Below are 15831 nucleotides of genomic sequence, written 5' to 3' on the forward strand. Positions count from 1 at the left end.
CGAAAAGATTATATTACATCAATAGTATGATTATTTAAACAAAAAATATGTCTACAATTAGAAAAACAATAACATTTACTAAAAAACAAGATAAATGGATAAAGTCACGAATTAAGGCAGGCGAGTTCACAAATGATAGTGAATATCTTCGTGATTTAGTAAGACGAGATCAGGCAAAAAACGCTAAATTTTCTGCACTAAAAGCAGCTATAACTGAAGGGATGGAAAGTGGTATTAGTGATAAAACTGTTCCAGATATTATGAAAGAAGTCGAAGAGCGTATGCGAGCAGATGGGCGTTTATAAAGTATCAAGAAAGGCAGAGATGGATCTTGTCAAAATGTATGAATATGGTATTGAAATATTTGGATTAAAACAAGCTAAGGAATACTTATTAGGAATGCATACACTGTTTCAGGTATTAGCCGATAATACTAATCTTGGGCGTGATGCATCAGAATTTATGCTATCATTAAAGCGATTTTATTATAAATCTCACACTATTTTTTATCTGGCTACAGATATTGATATTTTAATTGTTCGTGTATTAAATCAAAGCATGGATTATGAAAAGAATGTATAGTCTATCCGAATACAATAAAACAATAGTTTTTAAAGTTCAAAGCAATTTTATATAATGTTTTATTATGATTACTTTTTTATCATAATGTACTTGCGTTATGTAACTTTGCTTTGGTAAAAGCGAAGTTTATATCTCAAATTTTATTGTTTTTTTTCTTTCTAAAAGTTTCTTTAAAAATGTAATGGAATACGCTTTGCCCGAAGCGACGATAGGAGAGTAGGGGAATGTGTGTGGAATGGGAATATTTTCCTTATTTCTTAAACATACAAAGAAAAGTTAGGTAAATTTACCTAACTTTTATATATTTGTATCATAATTATACATTTTTAATATGTAAATCCACCTAAAAAATATGAATGAAGATTCTGATTTTATTGAAGCATTTAACCGTTTAATTGAACCCTTGCATATCAATGATGGTATTGGCAAAGAACCTTTTAGTGTGCTTTTCAATAAAAGAATTAAAGAATTAGGCATTACGCAAAGTCGAGCAGAAGCAATGCTTGGTATAGAAAAGAAGAGCTTAAATAGTATCTTAAATAAAGAAGCTAAAAGAGTAGACATTATTACAATTATTAAGCTTGCGCAATTTCTTAACTTACCAGTTGATGATTTCGTTAAAGTTTATCTTCAAGAATTGCCTTCTGAACAAATTGGAGATTTAGAAAAAGCAAAACGTAATAATTTCATCGTTCAGAATTTTGATTTACCACAACTTCACAAATCAAAGTTTATTTCTTCTAAAACTGATTATGAAAGTATTGAGAATAGAATAACAAGATTTTTTGGCTTAGAATCGATTTATGATTTTGCTAAAGAAATAGTTACTCCTGCTTTTAGTAGGACAAAAAGAAGTTCAAGCGATTTAATGCGAGAGTTTTGGGTGCAATCGGCTCTTTCTCAATTTAAACTTTTGGAAAACCCTAATGAATACTCTAGAGAAAAATTAATCGATTTAATCCCTAAAATTAGACCATATACTAGAAATGTAAAAAAAGGATTAGTTACAGTTGTAAAAGCTCTATTTTCTGTTGGTATTACTGTAATATATCAAGAATCACTACCAAACATTTCAGTCAGAGGAGCAACTTTTGTTGTGAATGGGAAACCTTGTATTGTTATAAATGACCTGTACAAAAGATATCCAACCTTATGGTTTTCTCTAATGCACGAATTACACCACGTTCTATATGATTTTGATGAAATAGAACAAGTAAAATATCATTTGACTGGAGAACCTGATTTATGGTTAAAAGAAGAAAAAGCTAATGATTTTGCACGGGAATATCTTTTTAGTTACAAAAGGTCAAAATATATTGAACCTTTTATTAATGAAGCGGTTCTCGTTAGAGAGTATGCCGAAAAGTCTCAAGTACACTCTAGTATTATCTATAATTTTTATATGTACGATAATAACAATTGGGCTAAGTTTAAAAGTAAGATGCCAAATATAAGTTTAGCAATAGACAATCTAAATGTTAATATTTGGCAGAGTGAATCAGTAGATGAAACGGTTGATAAATTGAAGACAGAAATTTTTAATATTTAAGATATATGAGTGATAAAAAGAAAAAACAGAAAAAAAAAGAGTCTGAAAAACTTTCTGAACAGGAAGAGATGGAGAGAATGATGCTCATTTCAAAAGCTGATGAAGTAGTAGGAGAACAATTATCAATTGATATAGATGGTACGATACAGACAGAAGATGAACTCAAGAAATTTGCACTAGGAGATATAGATGACCCTGAAAGAAAATATGATATTTACTACAAAGGAATAGGTAAACTGTTAAAGAAACACTTACCTGAAGGAAAAGAATATAAGAATGCAAGAGATTACATTTACGAAGAAAAAAAAACCTATTTAACCCGAGGTCATAGAATTGATGAAAAAGGTATTCGTGGAGCAGATAGTAGGATGGGGTATATTGAAGATGCCGAAAAAATATTAGAACTAATTACCACTTGGATCATCAATAAAGGGAGTATGGTAGATTTATATACTACATTGAGAGATTTGAATATTCATATGGGATATGGTAAACCTAATCACGAATAAAATAGAATTGCAAAATCAACTAAATATTTTAGAGAATCAGTATTTTAAATTAAGTGTAGAAGAGGGGGAATTAAATGAAATTCAAAAAACAAACCAAGTACAACATAGATTAGATCAAATTTCATCAGAAAAGAAAGTTCTTGAATCGGAGATAAGGATAATTAGTTCTGAATTAAAAAACCTCTAAAATTATATTGAAAAAAGACAAAAAATATTATGGTGATATATGGTTTGTAGGTAAAGAAGGCCAAAAACAATTTTGTGTTCTCTTTTTTAAGGGTGATGATATATTTCTAGAAACAAATCTTTGTTCGGAAAGACCAGTTTATAAAGAATTACAAATTATAGGCACATTTACAGGTGTTGGTTATGTTACATTTATTGATTGTAGAATTCAAAGTTCCTCTTCTGGTATCTCAGAGTTAAGGGTATATAGACCTAAATATACATTCACAAGTCCACATCATTTTGTTAATGCAATTGATTTAAAAATTAAAGAATTTCTTATTGTAAATGATGCTATTGTTAAATGGGTGAATTTTATGAATTGGTTCGATGCTCAAACAAATAGCTTATCTACAAAAAAGTTTATAGATGAATTCAAAATTGAAAAAAAAGGACTAACAATTGAAATTCAGCATTATATTAATTATCATTCGAAAAACCGTTCAGAACTTCATATAACAAATAAAGGAGCAATAAAATTTACTTTAGATAAACCTATAGCAATTCTCAAGGCTATTGAAATTTATAATCAGTTCCAAAAAGTATTACAGTTATTAAGAGGTGGCTCGGAAAAATTTAGCGAATTTAATTTTAAGTGTCTTAGTTGCAATGAATGGAAAGAGCTTTATTATAATGACAAAAATCTATCTAAAAGAACATCCTCTTTTGTTAATACAAATTATGATGAGATAACAGATGATTTGAATAAAGTTTTGGAAGTAGCTTATAATGATAATGACTTTAAATTTTGCCTTGATAGATTGATGGAGAATTTTATTACAAACCATTCTAGTCATAGCAAGAGGTTTACAAATAGTATATCGGCATTTGAAGCATATTGTAAAATATATTCTGGCATTAACCCTCCCAACTTAAAAAAATACATAAAACATTATGAATCTGTTTTTAAGTTGATAGGAAAACTAACCGATGAAGATTGGGAAAAGTTTCCAAGTAAACTAATAAGGTCTAGGAATTATCACGTTCACAGCGATTTAAAAAACAAAAATATTTTTACAGATTTTGAGCTATTGTATATTAGTTTTTTAATTGATTATGTTATTGGCTATCTGCTTTTAAAAAATATAAATGTTTCTAATTTATTACTCGATAAATTTATAATGCACGGTAATTCTGTTTATGTAGATATGAAACATACTAATCAAATATTAGGTACAAATCCATTAGAAAATGAATAGTGAATATTTAAAATACGAGCTAAAAGAATTCAATTTAGAATTATTTTCAAAACCAAATGGGAGGGAAGGAGTTGATTTTTTAATAGGAGATTACCAATTATGAATATAAAAGATGAAATCTTAGTCATACACAAGGTTTTTGAGTTCATAAGTAATAAAGTTGTGTCTGAAACTGATGATAGGGTAAGTAAAATATTTAAAATAAGTGACTTACCCAACCACAAAGACTTTACTGTAGATGTAAATGCACACGCAAATTCGAGAAATATATTTACCGAGTTAGATAAAATAAAATGTGATACTAAAACCTCTTTGTGGTAGACATTAAACATTATGTAAAATAGAAGCGTTGACAAAACGGCCTCAGAAAACTTTGGAGCAAACAATAGGTAAAGGAACGTCCATATTTTAGAGATTTAGTACTAAGGTTTAATAAAAGCTAAACATATTGATTCTAGTTCAAAACGATCGTTTTGCTCATATAAATACATTTGTACTATAATATACTTGCGTTATGTCACTTTGCTTTGGTGAAAGCAAAGTTTATTACTTCTACATTTTCTTTAAAAGTTTTCTAACGAAAAGCTCCTATAAAAAAGGTAGTGCAACACTTATTACCCGAAACAACAGTAGGAGAGTAGGTGAATGTGTGTGGAATGGGAATATTTCTCTTAAATTAAATTAAAAAGTGAGGGTTTTCCGTAATTTAAAGAAGATATTAATTCATAAATTTAACAATATTACATTCTCTAATTTAATTTAATTAAGGAATTGTTAAATATTATATTAATATATGCCAAAAGACCTGAAGGATATAGCTTGGGACAAGCTATTAAAAATTGATAAAAATGCTTTTACTGATTGGTTTAGTTTAAATGAAGAGGTTACATTGTCTGAAGATGTTAAAGTTAAATTCTATAGTTTAAATTTTGTAGATGGATCTCCGGATTATGAAGGTTTTATTAAACATTTATATGAACAAGTAGTTACTTATGTTTTTGATGAAAAAGACATTGAAGAACTTATAGAGGATGGAGATATACCATATAAAAAGGCTTTAAGTTATTTTGGAGATATAGACCCAATAAGCGATGGTAGATATGGAGAACTAATATTGTTTCTATTTGTAGAAGCTATTCTACAAACTCCTATGGTTGTTCACAAGATTTCTCAAACTTATAATAATAATGACCAAGTAAAAGGTTCTGATGGACTTTTCATAGGTAATATTCTTGACAAACCAACTTTGTTGATTGGAGAATCAAAAATGAGAAATAATTTTCACGTTTGCGTTGGAGATGTTTTAGATTCACTAAATCGATATATAAATAATCCTCATTCAATAGATAGAGAACTTCAAGTTGCTAAAAAGCATTTAAGCAGGGATTTGAATAATTTAGAAGTTGGTGATTTAGACTTAATCTATCAGAGCCTTAGAACTAAACAAGAAGAATTCAAAGGATATGGAATATGTTATCCAGCATTTTTAATGTACAAAGAAGTAAACTTAAAAAAATTAATAGCCAAGAGTTTACCAGATATAGAGGAAGTAATAAATAAGTTTATTAATTCAGTAAAAACAAGAAGAGCAAATTATATAGAAAAGACATTGCCTCCAATTAAAGGTTTAACACTAGAGTTTTTTATGATGCCAGTTAAAGATGTCAATGAATTTAGAGAATCTTGCTATGAAATATTTCATAATGGCAAAAAATATAAAAGAGAATAAGAATGTCAAATCAGACAATAGAATCTGCTAAAAACCACCCTGTATTCAGAGATGTTTTGAATACAATGATAACCAATAGATTTTATTCTGAGCTAGAAATTGAAGGAAATAATGATAACATTGAAAAAGAGAAACTGGACAATGCAATATGGTTGGCAAGTATTATAGCCTCAAGTACAGATGAAAATGATAAATATTTAAGTTCAGTTTTTGGAATAGCTCTTTTTTTAGAAGAGCCCTCTAAAGAATATAGAAAAGCAGCATATGTAATATTATCAAGGTCTGGAAATTTGATTGCTTCTAGATTTTTTAATGAATTGATTAAAATTAATTCTATTAGTGGTAGACTCTTTTTCAATGAAAACTTCGGAACCATAATTGATTATGAACTTGGTTCAAAAATAGCTCTTAATGAAATTGAGAATGGTGAAGGGAAAATTATTGGATCGGATTATCAAAAATATTTGTGGAATGTTTTAACAAAAAAAGATGAAAATATTGCTATATCTGCGCCGACTTCTGCGGGTAAATCTTTTATCATTCAAAATTACATAAGGCAGACTTTCATTAAAAAAGAAAAGTTTTTTATAGTATACATTGTTCCAACTCGAGCTTTGATTTCTCAAGTATCGGAAGATTTTAAAAGAGAATTAAATAATGATATGTAGAGTTTAATTACTCTAAAGAAATCTCTATGAGTAAATTAAAAACTACCGTTAAGGTTGTATTAAGGTTTGGTAGAAATAGTAAAAACATTATTTATTTTCCAAAAACCAATTATGTCGAACAATTTTCTAACTATTTAACGAATGAGATTAATGCAAATAATGATAATATTAATCTAGATGATGAAATAAAAGAGTTAATTGAATTAATTAAGGAAGAAATACACCCCGATTACTATTTAATAGATGCGTTAAAAACTAAATCAGCTTTTCATCATGGTAAGTTACCAGAAATTATAAGAGGAGAATTGGAATATCTCTTTTCTAAAGGTGCTCTTAATAATATCATCTGCACATCCACATTAATGGAAGGGATAAATTTACCTGCGGAAAAAGTATTTATTCCTTACCCCAAAAAAGATATTAATCATTTAAGCCCTTTTGAATTTGGTAATATTGTGGGAAGAGCAGGTAGGATAAGAGATGCTCTTACTGGAACAATAATTTGCATGGAGAAGAATGATGAATCTTGGGCAGAAGAGTTTTACGAAAATGACCCTGATAAAGAAATAATTCCAGCAATTAATAAAATTTTACATTATCCTGTAGATGAACTTATCAATGCTATTAACCAACCATTGGATAAAAAAAATAAAGACATTGAGTTTGGTGTTGTTTTCTTAAAGAATAAGTTTTTGAGAGGAGACAATCTTCTTACCGAATATTTAAATAATAAAGGAGTTGACAATTCTATAATAAACACTATCATTGATAGCCTTTCCAATAGATTAGAGGGTATAAGTATTCCTAAAGAATTATTGAGATTAAATCCAAGTATTGATCCTGAACTACAGGACAAATTATATAAGAGAATAAAAAAAGAAGGAATAAACAAATGGGTGCTACATAAAAATGAAAATTTTAATGCAAGATGGACTAAAGAGACCATCAATAGTAGATCTCACGAAAACACAAATTTCTTTGGTCAACTGAGCAATATATTATATAAGCTAGACGAAATTTTTGATTTTAATGCTGAAGCTTTTTTCAAGCATCAAATATCAAGATCGTTATCTCAAATGGTCTTTTATGCTGTATTATGGATGGAAAATAAAAGCTTTAATGAATTAATCACAAGAGAAATAAAGTTTAAAGCTGATATTCGAAAAACTATTGATAAAGAGAGTAAAATTGATATAAACAAAACTATAAATGAAATTATTAAAGTTTATTCTACAGTAGTAAGTTATATTCTTGTCAAATACACAAAATTACTTGCAGATATATTAGAGTCTATACTTACCGAAGAGGAGCTAGAAAAACATAAACTAAGTATTTCATTGCCTACAATGTTAGAATTGGGTACCTATAACTCATTAGTTTTGCTTTTAATTTCTAAAGGTATGTCTAGATCAATAGCTATTAAAGTTTATAAATTGATACCTGAAGAACAAGAAGAAACACCAATTGAATGGTTATCGAAGCAAAAGAAACTAAAAATAAATGAGATTTATAATAAATATTTAAAAAGAAAAGGTTTTTTACTAGAAGATGAAGATTAGAGTTTTAGTACCTAAAATAAAGTGATTAATTTATGGATATATAAATGTAAATAATGTTTTTGAATCCATCAGTGTCAAAATAATCAATGATGTAGGGGATAGGGTTACTATATCCTTTAAAATAAAAGATTTACCCGATCATATAGAAGTGTTCCTGCAACAAATAAAAACAAAGATAGTAATGTATTATATGTAGGTATTCGACGTGGTGGTTATACCAAAAAATGGGAAACATCAAATATCACAAATAGAATTAATCAATATTTAGGTTATTATCGTACAGGGAGCACACAAGGTTTACAATTAATACATTTTGCAAAAGACTGTGATTTCGATATAACAATTAATGTTGTTAAAGTTGTTAAAATTGAAAGTACTAATAGTATGTATCTAAATATTATCGAGAAATTAGTAGCACAGAAATTAAAACCTCTATGTGGAAGACATTAAAATATTGAACATTATGTAAAATAGAACCTAAAAGTTTAAAAACGGCCTCAGAAAACTTTGGCACAAACAATAGATAAAGGAGCGTCAATAGGTAAAGGAGCGTCAATATTTTAGAGGTTTAGTAAGAAGGTTCAATAAAAGCTATACATATTCATTCTGGTACGAAGCGATCTTATAAGTCAGAATGTTTTCTAAAATATAGCGACTGCGCCGTGATTGTTTCCAAAGTTTTATGCAGCCTTGATTTTTTGTTTAGCTCACAAGGTTAATATTTTTTTAGAGGAGTTAGTGAATCTCCTAAAGTCGATTTCTTTTTGTATCAAGACAAAAAGATATGCAAACCCTTAGAGTAATTTTATACTTATGCGGCAACTTCACGAGAATCGCAGGATATTTTACATAGTATTACATTATAGCTACTAATAATAAACTGGCGTGCGTAAAACGGCTGTTACATAAATGCTGACGATATAGACCTAAAGGCGCTATATCTGCATCTATGTAAAATAGAACAGAAAAAGTTCTATTCGCCGTTTTGCTCATATAAATACATTTGTACTATAATTTATATTATGTAAAATAGGATATCTGTACTATTTTTTTATTTATGATATATTCTAATTATATCCGATTACCATTTATATCTAACTCTATGATTATTTTGTTAAGTTTTTTAATTTCTTCAAATTGTGAAGCTTTATCTCCAACTATAACATAGATCATTTTGTCCTCTTTGATATGTTTAGATATAATAGTCTTAAAATCAGATTCACTCATTTCAATAAGTTCTTTCTGATCATCTTCTATAAATGAAGCCGGTTTATTATATTTACTCATTTCTCTTAAGATATTTAATTTATCATTTAAACCTTCATAATTTCGAGTACTTCTTTTAAGTATTTTTGATTTTGTAACTTTTACATCTTTCTTACTAAAATTGGTACTATAACTAGTTATCATTTCTTTAATAATTTTAAGAGATGGTAATGTCGCATTAGTACGTACATTCGTTGTTATATAAAAAGGCGAAATATTCTTTTGAGATCTAATGAATGAATATGCTCCATAAGTATATCCTTTGTTTATTCTTAATGTTTGAAATAATTGACTACTAGATCCTTTTCCTAAAATTTCATTAGCATAATCTAAATTATTAAACTCTGGATCCATAGCTGATAATGCTAATCTCCCTATAAATATAACAGATTGCTTAGAACCTGGTACGTCTATAAAGTACAATTGGTTTTTTTGATTTTCTTTTTCGACAATTTTTATTTTGGGAATGGTTATCTCTTTTGTTTTCCAATTAGTTGCAAGTGATGATAAAGCCTCTTCAACTTTATTCTTTTCTATATTTCCTGCAATATGAAAAATTGCATTGTTAGGAGATAAATTCTTATAATGATGCTTTATTTCTTCTAAAGAAATATTTTCTATAGTTTCTAATGTTCCAAAATTTGGTAATCCTAAAATATTTTGATTCCCATATAATAGTTTTTTAAAATTAAATGATGCAATTGCTCTTGGACTTGCTTCACGACCTTTTAACCTTGTTTGTAATGCTTGTTTTAATCGAATATATTCTTTTTTATCCCATCGAGGTTCTAACAAAATTTCTTCTATTAAATCTAATGTTTTTTCGAAATTTTTGGCTAAACAAGAGGCTTTAATTCTTATTTCTTCTGTTTCGTTAGATATTGTAATAGATGCTCCTAGAAGACCAATAGCTTCTTCTAACTCTGCAGGGGTTTTTGTTGCGGTTCCTTCCATCATCATACTTGCCATAAAATTCGAAATCCCACATTTTTCTATAGGATCTAATAAATGACCTCCAGGTATTGTTATATCAAAATTTACAAGAGGTAATTCATTATTTTCTATACCGTACAACTTCATTCCATTAGCAATTTCTCCTGTCCATACTTTGGGAGATTTAAACAATGGCAATTCTCTAGAGTCAGGTTCACTTCTATCATGTTTGGATAGTGTTTTTTTATAAACAGCTTCTTCTCCTTGGCTAACTACTTCATTTACTACATCTTGTTTTATTTCTTCTAACCATACTTTTGCTTCTGTGCTATGAGTAACAACTAAGTCTAATTGATTTTTTGGTACTACACTGGTCATCACATAGTTTTGATTTTTAATGTAAGTATTATATACTCGCATAATATCCTCTCGGGTTACTGCACTTGTTAATTTAGCAGTTTTTGAAATATACCCTGGATCTTTTATAAATTCATTATCCAAAACTAGTTGAAAAGCCTTATCTAATATAGTACTAACTCCCATATATAATTTGGTTTCTAATTCTGCTTTAACTCTTTTAAGTTCATTATCTGTAAATCCTTGTTTTTCAAATTTTTTGAGCCCTTCTTCTATTGCTACTTTTACACTATCTAAATCTTTACCTGCATTAGCACGTACTACAAATGAAAACTCACCTGCTATTTCATTAGATTTCTGAAAACTATAAGGATTAGGGGCTAGTTTTTTTTCTTCAACAAGAATTTTATATAGTGGCGATTTTTTACTTCCGCTTAATAGTTTACTTAAAATATCTAATGCATAGGTGTCTTGATGATATTTTTCAACAGTTGGGTATACCATTCTAAGTTCTGGTAGCTTTGCAAAATTATCTTCAAAATATAACAATTTGCTATTATTTAGAATAACAGGCATCGGCTTTAAAGGAGTTACCTCTGGTCCTTTTCTAATTTCACCATACCATTTTGTAACTAATTTTTTAGTTTCTACTATATCAATATCCCCTGCAATGACTAAAGAGGCATTACTAGCACCATAATATTGAGCATAAAATTCTTTTACATCATCTAATGTTGCTGATTGTAAATCAGGAAGAGAACCAATAACTGTCCAGCTATAAGGATGTCCTTTTGGGTATAAATGTTTACGAATAATCTCATCTGTATATCCGTAAGGCATATTATCTACTCGTTGGCGTTTTTCATTTTTAACTACTTGCTTTTCTCTTTCTAGTGCTGCTTTAGTAACTGTATTAATCATATATCCAAAACGGTCTGAATCTATCCAAAGAATTTTTTCAAAAGCATCTTTTGGTACTACTTCATAATATCTGGTAGCATCATTTGATGTACCTCCATTACGTTTTCCTCCCCATTCTGGTATTAGCTTTCTATTTGCTCCTACAGGAGTATTCTCAGAATCATTAAAAGACATATGTTCAAAAAAATGCGCAAATCCTGTCTTACCAGGCTTTTCTCGACTAGACCCAACATGCATAATTGTAGCTACTGCTACAATAGGGTCACTATGATCTTCATGGAGAATTACTTCTAAGCCATTATCTAGAGTAAATTTTTCATAATCAATTTTAAATTCAGTAACTGTATCATCAGATACTTCTTTTGTTATTTTCTGTTCTGAGTTTGAACAAGAACATAAAATTCCGTACATAATTAGTATTTGAATCTTTATGAAAAATGACATTGTGTAAGGCAATTTTGGTTAATAATATATTATGTAAGAATAACAAAAATAATGAATATTACTAACTAAAATAGATAAAAAAAACCTAACAATATTGTTAGGTTTTTTTTATCTATTTTAGTTAATGCTGAAAAATTATTGTTTCACCTGTTTTTGTGCGTCTTGTTTCATCTTTTCATTGGCAACAATACCTAGTTCAACTCTTCTATTTTTAGCTCTCCCTTCTGGGGTGGCATTATCATATTTAGGAAGTGTTTCTCCATGTGCATATATGGTCAAACGATTTTTACTTATTCCCTGAGATACCAAATAAGCAGAAACGGCATTAGCTCTTTTCTGTGATAAGGTCATATTATATGCATCATTTCCAGAGCTATCAGTATGTCCTTCTACAATAATGTTAGTATCTGGATATTCTTTAAATATTCTAGCTAATTTATTAAGGTTAGTTTTAGATTTAGAATTGATATTTGATTTATTAGTATCAAAATAAACACCACTATTTTCATCAAAAACAACATCAATACCTTCTCCTACTCTAGTAACTTCTGCTCCTGGTATTTCTGATTCGATTTTCTGAGCTTGCTTATCCATTTGCTTACCAATAACACCTCCTGCAACACCTCCTACTACTCCACCGATTACTGCTCCTAGTGCAGAATTTTTTCCTTTAACATTATTTCCTATGATTCCTCCTAATACAGCTCCTGTAGCAGTACCTATAACTGCTCCTTTTTGTGTGTTATTAGCATTATTAACGGCATCACAACTAATCAAGAATGTAATTGCTATTACTGCAACTATTATTTTTTTAAGATTTGTATTCATTGTCTTTTGATATTTTAATTATTGTTCTTTGTTAAAATCCATAGTAATCACAAAAGGCTTACCTTCTAAGCTTACTGTCATAGACCAAGTCATTGTAGTAGTATCTAGATGCTTTAAAAGCATTCTATATCCAGCATTGTTATTAGTACTTTTTTTCTTTTCGTCTATTGGTTTAAATAAGAAATAGTATTCTCCATCTCCTTCTGGTTTAGGTATAGTAAATCTAAAATTTCTTAATCCTTTAGAGGCACATTCACTTTGATATACTTCATAGTTTCCTGTGTTATTATTAGGAATAAATCTCCAGTAACTACCTATAAAACATTCTGAAGGAGCATCATTATATAAATTAACTTGAAAAATCCCTTCTCGATCATAAGATATTTTACTCAAAGTCCATTTTCCTTTAAGTGTTTTTTTTGCAGCAATAACTGTTTGTTGTGTACTAGTGCATGAGGCTAATAAAACAACTGTCAGTACTAAAATAAGTTTTTTCATTATTGTGTGTTTTAGTATATAAAAATAGCGAATACGGATAACGTACCCAATATTAATATATTTCAAAATTATAATTTATTATTACGTAAAATAAATACTAAAAAATAGATAGGACGCATAAAATTTGGATAAAAAATATTCTACAATATATATTTAACTAGTTATTAACTTTATAAGCAGATAATACTATAGTTATCTTAAATTTTATTTTTTTGGAACTCTAAATAACAATATAAGGCCTATTACAAAAAAGAGTATTAAAAAAAGTATTGAGTAGCGTACACTCCCTGTCATCTGGGCGATGATACCGTATGAAAACATTCCAATAACAATACCTACTTTTTCGGATACATCATAAAAACTAAAATATGAGGCTGTATCTACAGCATTTTTTGGTAACAATTTTGAATACGTAGATCTTGATAGGGCTTGTATTCCTCCCATAACTAAACCTACAATTGCTGCAGTGATATAAAATTGATAAGGTGTAGTAATAGTGTATGCGTATATACAGATCCCTATCCAAATAAAATTAATGACTATTAATGTTTGTATGTTTCCAAATTTTGAAGAAGCTTTTGAGGTAAAGAATGCTCCAAGTACTGCTACAAGTTGAATTAATAGAATACTTATAATTAATCCTGTAGTAGCATCTTGATCTCCCCAATCTAATTCTTCGATACCAAAATATGTAGCAATAAGCATTATGGTCTGTACTGCCATACTATATACAAAGAATGCACTAAGATATCTACGAAGTCTTATATCATTCTTCAATGCATTCCAAATTGTTTTTAATTCTTTAAATCCATTAAAAACAACTGCTTTTGAGAGCACATCTTTCTGATGTCCTTTAGGAAGGTAATAATACGTATATTGGCTAAAGCCTATCCACCACACTCCTACCATAACAAAAGACAATCTGGTTGGGACTCCTTTATTTTCAAAACCAAACGAATCATAAAAAAATATCATAGCAAGGTTAATAATCAATAAGAGTACACTTCCTATATAGCCTAATGAATACCCTTTTGCACTAATAGCATCTTGTTGTTCTGGAAATGCGATATCTGGTAGATATGAATTATAGAATACCAAACTTGCCCAAAAACCTATTAATGCAAAAAAATAGCACAATAAACCAAACCATAGATGTTCTAAACTAAACCAATATAAACCAATACATGATAATGCTCCTAAGTAGCAGAAAAATTTCAAAAAATTCTTTTTATTTCCTATGTAATCTGCTATTCCCGAAAGTAGAGGACTAATTATTGAGACTGTTAAAAAAGCTATGGCAGTAACATAGCTTATTAAGGAATCATTGTTAAAATCATAACCTAAAAAACGTACTGTATCACTAACAATAGCTCCTTGATCATTTCTTACTATAGTTAATGCTCCCCAAAAGATAGGAAAAACAGCTGATGAAATAGTTAGATTATATACTGAGTTTGCCCAATCATAAAATGCCCATGCATTTAATAATTTTTTACTTCCTTTTGGTAATATTGTCTTCATAGAATATATAAAAGTTATAAAAAATAAATTTGTTATATCGTGGGATTAATACCACTTAAAAAAACTGAATTCTTTAATAGTTTTTTTTTAACTAAAAAAAAGCTGTTCTGAATTTGCTCAGAACAGCTTCTAAAGTAAGTATAATCTTTTTAAGAATATAAACTTTATAATTTATTTAAAGGATGTAACTCCAAATTTTTTAGCTTCGGCTCTTGCTGCTGGAGCCCAAGCGGTAAGATTTGCAATACGTGTATCACTAGATGGGTGGGTACTCATAAACTCTGGTGGTGCTTGTCCTCCACTATTAGCTTTCATACGTCTCCATAAGTTAGCTGCTTCATCAGGATTATATCCTGCAATTGCCATCAATTGTAACCCTATGCGATCAGCTTCAGTTTCATGACTTCTACTAAATGGTAACATTACTCCAAATTGACTTCCCAGACCAAAAGCAGTACCTACAATTTGCTGTGTTTTTTGATCTTTTCCACTCACTGCTATTGCTGTTGCAGCTCCTGCTAGTTGTTGAATTTGACCTGCACTCATTCGTTGTTGACCGTGATTTGCTAATGCATGAGCTACTTCGTGTCCCATTACAGCTGCTATACCAGTTTCACTTTTTGCTATTGGTAAGATACCTGTATAAAATACTATTTTACCACCAGGCATACACCAAGCATTTACATTTTTATCATCTACAAGATTGTATTCCCACTTGTAGTCTTTTAAATATCCTTGATATCCATTAGCATTTAACCAACGTTCTGAAGCTCTTGAAATTTTTTGACCTACTCTGGTGATCATCTCTGCTTCAGATGTTCCTTTTATTACTTTATTCTCTCCTAAGAACTGATTGTATTGCTGGAAAGCCATAGGCAGTATCTGAGAATTAGGAACTAATGCTAATGTCTGTTTACCAGTAAATGGATTTGTAGCACAGGACATAAACAATAAAATGGTTCCTATTATAACTATAGATTTTCGTGTCTTCATATGTAATACTATCTTGTAAGGTTCTTTTTTTAAAAATACAAAAATAACAA

General features: G+C 29.1%; 13 protein-coding genes. 8 read left to right on the forward strand and 5 right to left on the reverse strand.

Going from position 1 to position 15831, the window contains the following annotated elements:
* Positions 1-47: 47 nt before the first annotated feature.
* The 8 genes from N456_RS13960 to N456_RS14005 all read left to right on the forward strand — a co-directional run bounded on the left by N456_RS13960 (position 48) and on the right by N456_RS14005 (position 8020).
* Positions 48-305 (forward strand): type II toxin-antitoxin system ParD family antitoxin, encoded by a 258-nt coding sequence (locus tag N456_RS13960; protein ID WP_062058331.1) that lies wholly within the window; start codon positions 48-50, stop codon positions 303-305.
* A gap of 19 nt (positions 306-324) precedes the next feature.
* On the forward strand, positions 325-582 hold the full coding sequence (locus N456_RS13965; RefSeq protein WP_158447893.1) for a type II toxin-antitoxin system RelE/ParE family toxin: 258 nt from the start codon (positions 325-327) through the stop codon (positions 580-582).
* 352 nt (positions 583-934) lie between these two features.
* The gene (locus N456_RS13970) at positions 935-2131 is read left to right on the forward strand and encodes a helix-turn-helix domain-containing protein (RefSeq protein ID WP_062058356.1); all 1197 of its coding nucleotides are present in this window, start codon (positions 935-937) and stop codon (positions 2129-2131) included.
* A 5-nt stretch (positions 2132-2136) separates the two neighbouring features.
* Positions 2137-2640: a hypothetical protein gene (locus N456_RS13975; RefSeq protein ID WP_062058359.1), complete on the forward strand. Its 504-nt coding sequence runs from the start codon at positions 2137-2139 to the stop codon at positions 2638-2640.
* Positions 2641-2834: 194 nt separating this feature from the next.
* The gene (locus N456_RS13985; protein ID WP_062058365.1) at positions 2835-4064 is read left to right on the forward strand and encodes an ApeA N-terminal domain 1-containing protein; all 1230 of its coding nucleotides are present in this window, start codon (positions 2835-2837) and stop codon (positions 4062-4064) included.
* Positions 4065-4857: 793 nt separating this feature from the next.
* Positions 4858-5793 carry a HamA C-terminal domain-containing protein gene (locus N456_RS13995; protein ID WP_062058370.1) on the forward strand — a complete coding sequence of 312 codons (936 nt, stop codon included), beginning with the start codon at positions 4858-4860 and terminating at the stop codon, positions 5791-5793.
* Positions 5794-5795: 2 nt separating this feature from the next.
* Positions 5796-6461 (forward strand): DEAD/DEAH box helicase, encoded by a 666-nt coding sequence (locus tag N456_RS14000; RefSeq protein WP_062058374.1) that lies wholly within the window; start codon positions 5796-5798, stop codon positions 6459-6461.
* Between the two features lie 26 nt (positions 6462-6487).
* Positions 6488-8020, forward strand: coding sequence for a helicase-related protein (locus tag N456_RS14005; RefSeq protein WP_062058381.1), 1533 nt, complete (start codon positions 6488-6490; stop codon positions 8018-8020).
* Between the two features lie 1071 nt (positions 8021-9091).
* Here the strand turns inward: N456_RS14005 and N456_RS14010 are convergent.
* From N456_RS14010 to N456_RS14030, 5 genes are all read right to left on the reverse strand, one after another.
* Positions 9092-11908, reverse strand: a complete 2817-nt coding sequence (locus N456_RS14010; protein WP_148639332.1) for a M16 family metallopeptidase — start codon at positions 11906-11908, stop codon at positions 9092-9094.
* Between the two features lie 168 nt (positions 11909-12076).
* Complete coding sequence (locus tag N456_RS14015) at positions 12077-12769, reverse strand: YiaD family glycine zipper/OmpA-like lipoprotein (RefSeq protein ID WP_062058388.1); 693 nt, start codon at positions 12767-12769, stop codon at positions 12077-12079.
* An 18-nt stretch (positions 12770-12787) separates the two neighbouring features.
* The gene (locus tag N456_RS14020) at positions 12788-13267 is read right to left on the reverse strand and encodes a lipocalin family protein (protein WP_062058391.1); all 480 of its coding nucleotides are present in this window, start codon (positions 13265-13267) and stop codon (positions 12788-12790) included.
* A 204-nt stretch (positions 13268-13471) separates the two neighbouring features.
* Positions 13472-14788, reverse strand: coding sequence for an MFS transporter (locus N456_RS14025; RefSeq protein ID WP_062058394.1), 1317 nt, complete (start codon positions 14786-14788; stop codon positions 13472-13474).
* A gap of 171 nt (positions 14789-14959) precedes the next feature.
* A complete protein-coding gene (locus N456_RS14030) occupies positions 14960-15781 on the reverse strand; it encodes a M48 family metallopeptidase (protein ID WP_062058397.1) in 822 nt (273 codons plus the stop codon).
* Positions 15782-15831 lie beyond the last annotated feature (50 nt).

The organism is Aquimarina longa SW024, from assembly GCF_001401755.1.
Lineage (GTDB): Bacteria > Bacteroidota > Bacteroidia > Flavobacteriales > Flavobacteriaceae > Aquimarina > Aquimarina longa.

Excerpts from the sequence above, each read along its gene's own strand:
- N456_RS13960 (WP_062058331.1), top strand. The coding sequence starts at position 48 with ATGTCTACAATTAGAAAAACAATAACATTTACTAAAAAACAAGATAAA.
- N456_RS13965 (WP_158447893.1), top strand. The coding sequence starts at position 325 with ATGGATCTTGTCAAAATGTATGAATATGGTATTGAAATATTTGGATTA.
- N456_RS13970 (WP_062058356.1), top strand. The coding sequence starts at position 935 with ATGAATGAAGATTCTGATTTTATTGAAGCATTTAACCGTTTAATTGAA.
- N456_RS13975 (WP_062058359.1), top strand. The coding sequence starts at position 2,137 with ATGAGTGATAAAAAGAAAAAACAGAAAAAAAAAGAGTCTGAAAAACTT.
- N456_RS13995 (WP_062058370.1), top strand. The coding sequence starts at position 4,858 with ATGCCAAAAGACCTGAAGGATATAGCTTGGGACAAGCTATTAAAAATT.
- N456_RS14000 (WP_062058374.1), top strand. The coding sequence starts at position 5,796 with ATGTCAAATCAGACAATAGAATCTGCTAAAAACCACCCTGTATTCAGA.
- N456_RS14005 (WP_062058381.1), top strand. The coding sequence starts at position 6,488 with ATGAGTAAATTAAAAACTACCGTTAAGGTTGTATTAAGGTTTGGTAGA.
- N456_RS14010 (WP_148639332.1), bottom strand. The coding sequence starts at position 11,908 with ATGTACGGAATTTTATGTTCTTGTTCAAACTCAGAACAGAAAATAACA.
- N456_RS14015 (WP_062058388.1), bottom strand. The coding sequence starts at position 12,769 with ATGAATACAAATCTTAAAAAAATAATAGTTGCAGTAATAGCAATTACA.
- N456_RS14020 (WP_062058391.1), bottom strand. The coding sequence starts at position 13,267 with ATGAAAAAACTTATTTTAGTACTGACAGTTGTTTTATTAGCCTCATGC.
- N456_RS14025 (WP_062058394.1), bottom strand. The coding sequence starts at position 14,788 with ATGAAGACAATATTACCAAAAGGAAGTAAAAAATTATTAAATGCATGG.
- N456_RS14030 (WP_062058397.1), bottom strand. The coding sequence starts at position 15,781 with ATGAAGACACGAAAATCTATAGTTATAATAGGAACCATTTTATTGTTT.